Source organism: Candidatus Phytoplasma asteris (assembly GCF_038505995.1).
Taxonomy (GTDB): Bacteria; Bacillota_I; Bacilli_A; order Acholeplasmatales; family Acholeplasmataceae; genus Phytoplasma; species Phytoplasma asteris.
This window is the reverse complement of record NZ_CP128414.1, coordinates 443,085-455,510: the sequence shown is the minus strand read 5'-3', so window position 1 is coordinate 455,510 and position 12,426 is coordinate 443,085. Positions and strand designations below refer to the sequence as shown.

Genomic DNA, 12,426 nt, shown 5'->3' with positions numbered 1-12,426 from the left:
AATATTTCCAAAAATAACATTATGACTGACTTAAAAAGTTGGTCTTTTTTATTAAAAAGGCATTTTTTTAATCAATAATTTAATCGTTAATTTCCATGACTTGAGGCAATTTTGCTAAATTAACTTGTTTATATAAAACAGATAAACATTGCAATTCTTTTTGCTGTGATAACAAAGTATTTTGAACAACTTTATTAAGATAAAAAACAGCATGAGCCAAAGCATTTTTAATATTTCTTTCATATTTCAAATAAAAACCCAAAAAAAGACTAGCAAATAAATCTCCTGTACCTGCAATATCAATGTTTTTTTCTTTGTTGTGAGCCTGCACCAAATATTTTTTTGTAGCATTTGATGCAAACACTTGAAAATATTTTTCATCTTGAAAATTAATACCTGTAATAATTACAATTTTAACTCCTAAATTATGGAAATGCTTTGCTACTTTAATAGCATCCGAGACATTATTTATTTTAATACCAGACAAAAATTCAGCTTCAAATTGATTAGGAGTAATAATATCTGCTTGCAAATTATTTTTAAAAAAAGAAGTTATTTCAGGCTTAACAAAACATCTGTTATTGCCCATTACAGGGTCACATAAATATAAAATATCAGGGTTCGTTCGTTTAAATCTTGCAACAATTTCCAAAACAGCTTCGCAAATATCTAAAGATCCCATATATCCTGTTAAAATAGCTTGACACTGTTTTTCTACTCCAAGAGCAAAAAGACCTTCTACCAAATCAACTATATTTTGTTTGTTAAAAATTTGTCCTTGCCACTTTTGATAACCTGTATGATTGGAAAATTGAACTGTATTGATAGGCCAAACATCGAAATTCATATTTTGCAAAGGATAAACTGCTTCTTTATTTCCAACATAGCCATATACTACATGAGATTGGATAGAAAGAATACTTTTGGGTTTGGTGGGTATATTCATTTTGGAACTCTCCTTTATTTGGTTGGTATTTGGTTGTTTTTAAAGTCTTTTAGTTTTGATTTTTTCATTTTACTATTTTATAATCTAAAACTATACTTCTATTCTAAATCAAAAATAAACTTATTTTGCAATTTATTTATGAATTATTATTTTAGTTTGGAAAAAATCAGTTTATTATCAAAAATAATTCAATTTTTTTTAATCATTTCAAAAAAAGAATGGTAATTTTGATATAATAAAGTTAATGAAAACAAACGAAAAATAAATAAAAAAAGAAGCAAAATAAAAATAAGCAAAATAAAAATAAGCAAAATAAAAAAAACGCCAAAACCAAACCAGAAAATAAAACAACCCTTAAATTGGGTAAAAAATCAAAAAAACAATTCAATAAACGGAAGTAATTTAAAATGTCAATTCTTTTAGAAAAAATAAAAACTTTACCGCCCAATCCTGGTTGTTATCTTTTCCAAAACAAAAATGATACCATCATTTATGTTGGCAAAGCCAAAAATTTAAAAAAACGCGTCCAAAGTTATTTTACCAAAAGCAACAACTTAAAAACAACGATGCTAATTGAAGAAACCCAAGATTTTTTCTACATTATTACTAACAACGAACAAGAAGCCTTAATTTTGGAAGCTAACTTAATCAAAAAACACACTCCTAAATATAATTTCAAACTTTTGGATGACAAAACTTACCCTTATATTGAAATTACTAAAGAAAAGCACCCACAATTAAAAATTTCGCGATTCAAACAAATTCCTCCAGGAAAAATAATTTTTGGTCCTTATCCCAATCTTAAAAACACCAAAGAAACCTTAAAATTGTTGCATCTTTTGTATCCTTTAAGAAGATGTCCGTTAGCATCAAAAAAACCGTGTCTTCATTTTCACATCAATCAATGCCTCGGTGCTTGCGCAGGAAAAACAATTAATTATAAACCCAACATTGAGGCAATTACTAAATTTTTAAAAGGAAATATCAAAGATATTTTAAAAAAATTACACCATTTAATGCAAACAGATAGCGAAAAAATGTTTTATGAAAAAGCCCAAGAATACCGAGATATTATCTATGCAATCAAACAGACTACCAAAAAACAACTTATCAGCAATCAAAAACTCAAAAATTGCGATATTTTTGCCTATGCATTTAATCAAGACCAAATATCAATTCAAATTTTAAAAATGCGCCAAGGAAATATCGTTGATTCTTATCATAGCGTTTTTTCATATGTGGGCTTTGTGTGGGAAAACATTTTAACTTATCTTAATTGTTATTATCAAAAAAACCTTAAACCAGACATAATTATTACAGGCAAAAGCCAAGATGAAACTATTTTGCAACAAATGATAACTAACCAAACTTTATTGGAACAAATCTTGCAAACCAAAGTAAATATTGCTCATAAAGGAGACAAAAAGAAACTTTATTTGCTAGCCTTAAAAAACACCCAAAATGATTTAGCTAACAATAATTTAATCTATCAATCCAAAGACCAAAAAATCCAAGAATCCTTAGACAAATTGGCAATTATTTTTAATAAAGATATTAAAAGAATTGATGTTTTTGATAATTCTCAACTATTTGGACAAGCCTTTGTGGCAGCAAGAATTGTATTTAATCATTTTGAATTTGACAAAAAACTTTATCGAACTTTTCACATTAAAGGCAAATTTCCTAACGAATATCAAGCTTTTGAAGAAACACTTACACGTTGTTATAACAAAGACAAGGAAGTTAAAAATGATTCACCAGATTTAATTTTGGTTGATGGCAGTTTAGGACAGTTAAGACAAAGCCAAAAAACTTTAAAGAAACTAGGCTATGAAATTCCTTTAGGAGCATTGCAAAAAAATAACAAACATCAATTAACTCATCTTGTAACTTTGCAAGAAAAATTAATGTTGGAACAAAGCCCTAATTTATTTTATTTTTTAAAAAGTTTAAGCGAAGAAGTCCATCGTTTCACTGTTGCTTTTCACCGCAAAACCAAAAAAAAACTAGATTATAAAACTACTTTATCAAATATAAAAGGAGTTGGCGCTGTTAGAAAAAAAGCCATCTTAAATCATTTTGAAAGTTTAGAAGCCATCAAAAAAGCCACTTTGCAAGATTTTCAAAAAATAGGAATTAATCAAAAGTTGTTTTTGTTAATTAAAAAGAGTTTATAAAAGTGGGCAAATAGACATTTATTAAAAATATTGATAAAAACATGGACAAAAATTTTGGAACACAGAAAAACAACCATCTAAATATTTTGAAATTAAAAACCAAAAAATCACCAAAATAAAAAAACAAACGCAAGGAGCAACAAATGAGTTTAACAAATTTATTTAAATTGCAAAGTTCTTTAAAACCAAGTGGCGACCAACCCCAAGCAATTCAAAAATTGGTTAATAATTTTAAACAAGGTTTACAAGAACAAATTCTTTTGGGAGCTACTGGCACTGGAAAAACTTTTACCATTGCAAATATTATTCAACATTTACAACAAAAAACTTTGGTTATTGCTCACAACAAAACATTAGCAGGACAACTCTACAACGAATTAAAAGCCATGTTTCCCAACAATCGCGTAGAATATTTTATTTCTTATTATGATTACTACCAACCAGAAGCATATGTAGCATCAAGCGACACTTACATTGAAAAAGACTCCAAAATCAACGATGAAATTGATCAGTTGCGTCATAGTGCCGCAGGTTCATTACTTAACCGCGATGATGTAATTGTAGTTGCTTCGGTTTCGTGCATTTATGGAGTAGGCGACCTTAAAGATTATCAAAAATCAACACTACATTTACAAATTGGAGATAAGTACGAAAGGCAAGCATTAATTAACAAGTTAATAGAATTAAAATATCAAAGAAATGAAATTAATTTTCAAAGAGGAACTTTTCGAGTAAGAGGTGACATTATAGAAATTATTGCCTCATCTAGCAAAGAAATTGGTATCCGCATTATTTTTTTTGGCAATGAAATTGAAAATATTCAAAATTTTGATGTTTTAAATGGCAAAGCAATTACGAATCTTAAATTAATTACTCTTTTTCCTGCTAGTCTATATGCTACAAATACCCAAAAATTACAAGAAGGTATCAAAAGAATTCGCCAAGAATTAAAGGAACAAATTAATCATTTTGAAAAAACTAACCAACTTTTAGCAGCCCAAAAAATTAAAATGCGCACTTTACATGATTTAGAAATGTTAGAACAAATAGGCAATTGCAATGGTGTTGAAAATTATTCAAGACATTTAGCACTCAAAGAAAAAGGCGAGGCACCATCAACTTTAATTGATTTTTTTGGAAATGAATTTTTAACCATTATTGACGAATCTCATGTAACTATTCCCCAAATTAAAGGAATGTATTTTGGTGATTTTTCTCGTAAAACCAACTTAGTAAATTTCGGTTTCAGACTACCAAGTGCCCTTGATAACAGACCTTTAAAATTCCATGAATTCCAAGCCAAAATGAATAAAGTTATCTATCTTTCAGCTACTCCTGGCAACTATGAATTAACTAAAAAAATCCCCATTGTAGAACAAATTATAAGACCTACTTTTGTCCTTGATCCAGAAATTGAAATAAGACCAACCCACAACCAAATGGATGACCTTTACTTTGAAATTAAACACCAAACTAAAAATAATCAAAGAATTTTGATAACTACTTTAACTATTAATATGAGCGAGGACCTAACTGCTTATTTAAAAAATTTATGCATCAAAGTAGCTTATTTACACAGTGAAATTAAATCTTTACAAAGACTTGAAATTTTAAAAGATCTAAGGTTGGGAAAATACGATTGTTTGGTGGGAGTTAATCTTTTGAGGGAAGGACTTGACTTACCTGAAGTAGCTTTAGTAGCTATTTTGGATGCCGACAAACAAGGTTTTTTAAGAAACGAAAGAAGCCTTATCCAAACTATTGGAAGAGCAGCTAGAAACATTACAGGCAAAGCTATTATGTATGCTGATTGTATTTCTCCTGCTATGCAAATTGCTATTGAAGAAACTTATCGTAGAAGAAAAATCCAACAACAATACAACGAAACAATGAAAGTAACACCAACTGCTCTTAACAAAACTATTTTAGAAACAATTTCAATCAAACAAAAAGAAAGTGCGCAAAATGAAAATGAAAATGGTAAAGTTAAGGGACAAAAAAAGTTGCAAACACATACAAATATTACAGCTAAAAATAAAGAAATTAAACGTTTACAAAAAATGATGAAAGAAGCTGCCAAAACCCTTGATTTTGAAAAAGCAGCTACATTAAGAGATTTGATTTTGGAGTTAGAGAAAAAAGGCAAAAAAGATAACAATTAAAATAAAAAAAAGAGCTCCCAAAAGAGCTCTTTATCTTTTTACTTTTTATTTAGTTGATTTAGTGGTTTGTTCTTTTGTATTTTGATCTTTTTCATTTTGTTCTTTTTCATTTTCAACAGCTTGTTTTTCTTTTTCTGGCTTACCTTTTCCTTTTGTTTCTGTTTGAGCTTCTTCATCTAAAGCATAAACTTCACTTTGGTTTAGGGTATTTTTTTACATTAAAGCTTTAGTTAGTTTTTCTACTAAAACTTTATTAGTTGTTAAAAGTTCCTTAGCTGTTTTATAACATTAATCAACTATTTTTTTAACTTCTTGGTCTACTTGATAACGAGTTTGTCCAGAACTTTTTTCAAAATTAATATATCCTAAAGGACTCATCCCCGAATAAGCAACCATGCCAAAAGCAACTCCTGTAACTTTTTTTAAATCGCTGTAAACGCCATTAGTTCTAGTTTTGCAAAAAAGCTCTTAGGCATCTGCTGCTCCCAAAGAAACAACTATTTCATATTTGAGTTGATCTTCGGTATGACAAAAAAATTCTTTATCAGAAGTAGGCCACATATAACCTAGAGCCCCTCCTCTTGGAGTAATTGTAAGAGTTCTTACTTTAGCATCTGAATGAGGGTGTTTCATTACAATTACAGCATGCCCTGCTTCGTGATAAGCTGTCATTTTTCTTTCTTTATCATCGATTTTGAGAGATTTTTTGGCAGGACCCATATAAACTTTGTCAATTGATTCTTCTAAATCTTGCATCTGAGGTGTTCCAAAAGTTTAGACACTTTTTACTTTTTAAAAATTCTTTAAGGCTAACTATTAAGTTAGTCTTTTTTTGTTTCAAGACTAAAAAATAATTTCATATCTTTTCTAAAAAAAATGTTTTTAGAAAGGAATTAAATGTTAAGACAAAAATTATTTAAAGATTTTTTAAAAAATAAAAAGAATTTAGAAATTCGTAATCAATTAATCGAACTTCATTTACCTTTAGTAAAAAAACTAGCTTATCAATTTAAATATTATCCTCGAGTTTTAACTAAAGAAGATTTATATCAAGAAGGAATTTTAGGATTAATCAAAGCTCTAAATAATTACCAAGATTTAGGTTATGACTTTATCGCCTATGCAACACCAACAATAAAATCAGCAATCAATGAACTAATAAGAAAAAGCCATTCACCTTCAATTCCCCAAAAAACAACCAAACCAAACAATATCAGTTTTAAAGAAGAACAATACAAACAACCTAATTGGGATAAAATCCTTAATCCACATCAATTATGGCTAAAACAAGTAAAACATGAATTATTAATAAAAAAACTAAAAACTAAACTAAGTAAAAATGAATTCAATGTTATTTGTTTAAATTTTGGCATCTCATTAGAAAACAACATTAAACCTAATCAACAACCCCTATCCAATCATGCAATCGCCCAAAAACTAAATTTAACTTTAAAACAAATAGAAAACTTAAAAAAAGACGCCATCAAAAAACTAAACCCAAATTATAAAAATAAGGAGAAATAAAATGTTAAATAAAGTCCAATTAATCGGTAATATCGCTCATAACCTAGAAAAACAATATATCAATAGCAACAACGAACAAATCCCTAAAATAGATTTCAATTTAGCAATTAACAATAAAGATAAAGTGCAATACATCCCTTGTGTCGTTTTTAGAAATCAAGCTGAAAACATGATTACATATTTAAATAAAGGTTCAAAAATATATGCAGAAGGCGCATTATCCATCCAAAAATATACCACCAACGAAGGTAAAACGCGAACCACCACCAAAGTAATTATCCAAAACGTCATCTTTTTAGACAACAAAACTAAATAATATTTAAAAAATTAAGTCCCCAAAAGGGACTTTTTTTATAAACCAAAAGGAGAAAAAAATATGAATAAAAAAGAATTAATTAAATCAATAGCTGAGGTAAATAAAACCTCAATAACCCAAACCGAAGAGTTTTACAACTCATTTGAGAATGCTCTAATTAAAGCAATCACATCAAATGAAGAAGTGGTTTTATCCTCTAAAATTGGTAAATTCATCTTAAAAACTAGAAAAACCCACACAACCCCCGAAACTAAATTCATCATCAATAAACAAACAGGCAAAAAAACAGGAAAAAGAACTGGTAAAAACTTAAAAATACCCGCAAAAACGGTTGTTAGTTTTAAAATGTCAAAACCAATTAAAGATGAAGTCAAAAAACTTCAATTAAAATAAAAGGAGAAACAATATGAGCGATGCAATGACCGAAACATACCAAGGAACTTACTTTAAAGACCGTTCAACCACCAAAACCCCCAAAGATAAAAGGATAAATTTACATCATTCCAACAAAACCTTTAAAAATAAAAAGAAATTACCTAAAACCAAATGAATAAATTTTATAAAAATTATTAAGAAAGTAGGAAATAATGTGGATTTTTTCAATATTTACAATAATTAGCAATTTTATATTAAATTACACTAAAGGATTTACTGCTGCTGAAATCATGGAAAGAAGATTGGATGGAATCCAAACAACTCTATTTACAATATTAATAGTTACTGGTTTTAAACCTATTTTTAAATTAATTAAAAAACCAATTGTTTTTATTAAACAAACTATTCTAAACCTATTTTTTCCTAATAAAAAACTTCAAACTTTAGAAATAAAAAATGCTAAACAAGAACAACAAGAACAATTATTACTTCAAAAACTAGAACAAATAAAGACTTCGCAAGAAGAAATATTATCCCAAATAGAACAACAAAAACATAAAGTAGCTATTTGGCAATCTAAAAAAGAAAGAAAAAGATTGTTAAAATCTCAAAAAACACATACACCAATCGGAAAGGAAAATCAAAATAACTGATTCAAATTTTACTATTGGTTTTGTATCGGGGGCATTATTTGTTACTGGTTTATGTTTTGTATTTAAATATCTCTTTTTCAGTTTTCTTCAACTATTCAATCCCAACGATACTTACCCAATTAAAAGAAAAACAAAAGAAAATGAAACCTCAAAACCAATTAATCAAAAAAATATAAAAGATTTAAAAAAGGATATCGATGAAAAATTTTCAAACCAACAAGAATATAAGGAAAATACCCCATTAGAAACCTTAATAAATCAAGAAAATAATTAAAAAAGAAAGGAAAATTAATTCAAATGAAAATTCAAAAAAACCCAAAAAATATTATTAATAAAAAAAATATCCTAACTAAAAGATATTTTTTCAATCTCTTTTTACTTTTAACAATGATAATTGCAACTACAGGAGGAATTGGTTATTATTTTTTTAAAAATCTAAAAAAACCTGTTTATGAAATTATTGTCAACAAAAACACTATATTTCAAACCAATAATAATGATTGTTTTGATGATTATAACGACAAAATTAAACAATTAAATGAAGAAATAACTATTAAAAATGAAGAATTAAAAGAGCCTAGTTTGTCTCCTCAAGAAAAACAAGTAATAGAACAAATCGTCAAATTAAAAACCCAACAAAAAAAAGAATTACAAATTGATTTATTCTTAAAAAAATTATTAAAAAAATCTGAAGAAGAAATTTTAGAAATTGATAATAAAATCAAAACAACAAATCAATTAGAGGAAAAACATTCGCTTACAGAAACAAAATTACTTAAAGAAAAAGAAATTATTAAATATCAAAAATTATTAAAAGATAAAGAATTAAATATTGTTAATATTACACAATTAGACCAAAAATTAGTGCAACCTGATTTAAATAGTGCAACTAAAACTGCTTTAGAAAACCAAAAAACACAAAATCAAAACAATATAAAAAACATTAATGAACAAATAACTAAAAAAGTTAATCTCATTAATTTAAAAACAAAAAAGAATGTCATCGAACAAGAATTGCAAGACCCTCAAATTTCTTCTGAATTAAAACAATATTTAATTAAATATAAAGAAAATACCGAAAAACAAATAACTAATTTAGAAAACCAATAAAACAATGATTACATTAACACTTATTGAAAAAATCTTTATTTGTTTTCTTTGTGTTTTTATCTGATTTGGATTTGCAAATATTATTTATCAACCTCCAAAAAATGACTTTATCCAACCTGTTAATTCAACAGACAAAAACAATGTTTTTTTGTCTGTTGAACAATCATCAAATAAAAATACGGAATTAAAAAAATTTAATTCTGCTTTTAAACTCTCATCTAAAGAAATAGATAATTATTTTTATGATAAAATCATCCCCATAAAAGAAAAAGAAATAGATAATATGAAATGTTATAATGTTCATTTAGGCGAAAACAGCAATATCAAAGACGCCTTAGGATGGCTTCATTATCATTTTCCTAATAAAAATTTTAAAAGTAATTTTAGTTATGCTCTTTACAATAATAATTCTTTAAATAATGAAATTGATTTTCAATACCGCATTAAAGAACCCCCTCCTAAAGATTTTTTATTAGCTTATTTTGATGGAGGAACCAGAGATGGAAAAAATAATCTTTATAATTTAGATACTTTAACTCAAATGGGTAACGGCGCTTCTGATTTGTATTTTTTTTGGAGTAATAACAGACCTTATATACCAGAATCAACTTCTTTTACTCCCGAAAATTATCATTTAGAAATAATATATGATAAAGGAACTAATTATGGTGGTCCTAGTTATTTAGCAATAGATAAAATCATTATTAAAGATATTCAAAAAGATAAAATTGTAGCTGTTTACCCAATTAATCAAAAAATTGAAGAACCTTTTTACATTCATAATTATGATTTTGTTTTAAAATTTCCTTTTTATAATTATATTCAAGAAGGAATGTTGTGGTCGAATAGTCATATTAAATCTTTAAAAAAAATTGATTTATATGAAAAACGCTCTGGACAAAATCGCACTTTATATTATGATGTTGAATAAAAAAAATACAAGAAAGGAACTAATATGAAATCAAAACAAATTTATTTAAATTTGTTAGTTTTATTTGGTTTTGCCATTTTAGGTTTATGGATTTATGGATTTTTTCTAAAAAAATATAACAATAATAATTTATTTCAAAATAACCATCCACCAACCGAACAAAACCAATCTTTTGAAGAAATATCAAAATATCTCGAAGAATTAAAAAAAACTAACGAAGCTCAAATTAACGAAAATAACCAAAGAAATCAACAAATAGAACAATTAACTCAACAAATTAAATTAAATTTAGAGTTAATAAGTAATTTCAATATTGAACTTAAAAAATTAACAACCACTAAAGAAGATAAAGAAAACAACCTCCAAAATAAAGACTTAAAAGAAGAAGAAAAGCCCCAATTACAACAAGAATTAGTAACTTTAAACGAAAAAATACAAGAAATTAACGACAAAAAAGAACCAATTCATAAACAAACTTTGGAATTAATAGAACAAAAAAAACAATTATTAACTACAAAATCAAAATCTCAAGAACAAATTAAAACAACCACTTCTCAAATTATCAAAACTAGCAATAATTTATTTATTTCCCAAAAAATTCAAACTTTACAAGAAGCGATGGCTTTGAATTACGCTAATAAGAATATAATTAAAGACTTAATGATTCAAAACAAAGATAATGCTGAAGAATTCCAAAAATTAAAAACTTATGATTTGTTCTTAGATGGTCAATTAATACATTTTGATAAACAAATTAAACAATTACAAGAAGAAATCAAATCTTTACAAAACAATAATTCTTATCAACCTAAAAACCAAAAAATTATGTTTTCTGATATATACGGCATGAAACAAGAAAAAGAAGAATTAGAAGATTTGATTGAATATTTTCAAGATGATAATTTTGATATGGTTAATTTTGATAAATTAATCCCTAGAGGTTATTTACTGTACGGACCCCCAGGAACAGGAAAAAGTTTTTTAATTAAAGCTTTATGTAATGAATTAGGTATACACTATATTGAATTAGAGCCATCAAGATTTGATAAGACTTATGTTGGTGAAGGAAATGAAGAATTGGAAAAAATATGGAAAGAAGCAGAATCACACGAAAAAACCATTATCTTTATTGATGAAATTAGCGGACTAGCTAATCGTGAAGATAATCAATCTAACAAAACAAACATCAACATTGTTAATAATTTATTAACTAAATTAGATGGATTTAAAAGAAGTGATAAAAAAATTGTCTTAATGGGAGCTACCAATCATTTAGATAAAATTGATACCGCTTTAAGAAGTAGATTTAGCAAAGAAATTAAAATTGATTTATTAAAAGATGATGAAATTGAAGGATTTTTACAATTTTTGGTATCTGATTATCAAATTAGTTATCACACTTATCTTTATTTAAAAGAAATCTCTAACAAATGTAAAGGCAAAAATTATTCTACTAGAAATTTAAAAGAAAAAATAATTGATAGCGCTTATATTAAAGCCAAAAAACACAAACGTAAAAACCCCAACCACGAAGTCATGTTGCCTTCAGACCTAGATGAAGCTATTAATACTTTCCAAAACGTTAAAATTTCTGACACTGAAAAAAAAGCTAGAAGAAAAGAATGCGAAGACCAATATGTAGAATGGAAGCAAGGATTATTAAAATACTTAAATCCACCTAAAGATAATACTCAAGTAAACAAAAAATACACCTTCTACGGACTCGCTGGCCTAGGACGCGGACAACACCAAGAATACGAACCAACCGACCTCCCCCCATACGCCAAAAACCCATTCAATAAATGGCACATCTTAAGTTTATCTTTTGACCCAGGAGAAGATTTCAATTATTTCCACACAAAACACAAACACAAAGACTCACAATTTAATGACCAAATGATAGTAGATCCATCAAATCACTACATAGAACTCAACTACAAAGGCCCCAAATACCTTCTAGAAGAAGATAAAGACTTTTTCATGGATGAAGTTCAATATCCCACTAACAAAGAAGATCAAGATGGACATACAATCTTAAATATTAGCTACCTCCACTTCAATCCAGTCAAACAATACCTCACCCTTTATACTAAGAAATTTAATACTCAAGAAAATATAAATAAATAAAATAAGGAGAACTTGAAAAATGAAACAACAAACCAAACAAAAAGCAATTTTTCCATTTATTCTGATGTTATTTTCTATCATTATAATATTAGGTTCATTCTATTT

12 protein-coding genes are annotated in these 12,426 nt (G+C 27.0%); 10 read left to right on the top strand and 2 right to left on the bottom strand.

The features are described 5' to 3' along the window. Nucleotides 1–79: 79 nt before the first annotated feature. Entirely contained in the window at nucleotides 80–946 is an 867-nt protein-coding gene (gene pdxY / locus QN326_RS02475) for a pyridoxal kinase (RefSeq protein WP_011160784.1), read from the bottom strand. Nucleotides 947–1,353: 407 nt separating this feature from the next. Here pdxY and uvrC point away from each other — a divergent pair, with 407 nt between their 5' ends. Together uvrC and uvrB are read left to right on the top strand one after the other, a co-directional pair. Beyond that, entirely contained in the window at nucleotides 1,354–3,123 is a 1,770-nt protein-coding gene (gene uvrC, locus QN326_RS02470) for an excinuclease ABC subunit UvrC (RefSeq protein ID WP_342386394.1), read from the top strand. A 143-nt stretch (nucleotides 3,124–3,266) separates the two neighbouring features. Then, entirely contained in the window at nucleotides 3,267–5,285 is a 2,019-nt protein-coding gene (uvrB, locus tag QN326_RS02465) for an excinuclease ABC subunit UvrB (RefSeq protein ID WP_342386393.1), read from the top strand. Between the two features lie 468 nt (nucleotides 5,286–5,753). Here the strand turns inward: uvrB and QN326_RS02460 are convergent, their stop codons facing one another. After that, nucleotides 5,754–6,041, bottom strand: a complete 288-nt coding sequence (locus tag QN326_RS02460) for a hypothetical protein (RefSeq protein ID WP_342386392.1) — start codon at nucleotides 6,039–6,041, stop codon at nucleotides 5,754–5,756. A gap of 141 nt (nucleotides 6,042–6,182) precedes the next feature. Here QN326_RS02460 and QN326_RS02455 point away from each other — a divergent pair, with 141 nt between their 5' ends. The 8 genes from QN326_RS02455 to QN326_RS02420 all read left to right on the top strand — a co-directional run bounded on the left by QN326_RS02455 (nucleotide 6,183) and on the right by QN326_RS02420 (nucleotide 12,321). Continuing rightward, nucleotides 6,183–6,809: a sigma-70 family RNA polymerase sigma factor gene (locus QN326_RS02455; RefSeq protein ID WP_342386391.1), complete on the top strand. Its 627-nt coding sequence runs from the start codon at nucleotides 6,183–6,185 to the stop codon at nucleotides 6,807–6,809. 1 nt (nucleotide 6,810) lies between these two features. Further along, nucleotides 6,811–7,125, top strand: coding sequence for a single-stranded DNA-binding protein (locus QN326_RS02450; RefSeq protein ID WP_342386390.1), 315 nt, complete (start codon nucleotides 6,811–6,813; stop codon nucleotides 7,123–7,125). Between the two features lie 60 nt (nucleotides 7,126–7,185). Further along, entirely contained in the window at nucleotides 7,186–7,518 is a 333-nt protein-coding gene (locus QN326_RS02445; RefSeq protein WP_342386389.1) for an HU family DNA-binding protein, read from the top strand. Nucleotides 7,519–7,531: 13 nt separating this feature from the next. Further along, nucleotides 7,532–7,675, top strand: coding sequence for a hypothetical protein (locus tag QN326_RS02440; RefSeq protein WP_172642356.1), 144 nt, complete (start codon nucleotides 7,532–7,534; stop codon nucleotides 7,673–7,675). Nucleotides 7,676–7,712: 37 nt separating this feature from the next. Next, nucleotides 7,713–8,153, top strand: a complete 441-nt coding sequence (locus QN326_RS02435; protein WP_342386388.1) for a hypothetical protein — start codon at nucleotides 7,713–7,715, stop codon at nucleotides 8,151–8,153. Nucleotides 8,154–8,450: 297 nt separating this feature from the next. Then, nucleotides 8,451–9,263: a hypothetical protein gene (locus QN326_RS02430; protein WP_342386387.1), complete on the top strand. Its 813-nt coding sequence runs from the start codon at nucleotides 8,451–8,453 to the stop codon at nucleotides 9,261–9,263. Nucleotides 9,264–9,411: 148 nt separating this feature from the next. Then, nucleotides 9,412–10,194 (top strand): hypothetical protein, encoded by a 783-nt coding sequence (locus QN326_RS02425; protein WP_342386386.1) that lies wholly within the window; start codon nucleotides 9,412–9,414, stop codon nucleotides 10,192–10,194. 24 nt (nucleotides 10,195–10,218) lie between these two features. Beyond that, a complete protein-coding gene (locus QN326_RS02420) occupies nucleotides 10,219–12,321 on the top strand; it encodes an ATP-binding protein (RefSeq protein WP_342386385.1) in 2,103 nt (700 codons plus the stop codon). Nucleotides 12,322–12,426: the final 105 nt, after the last annotated feature.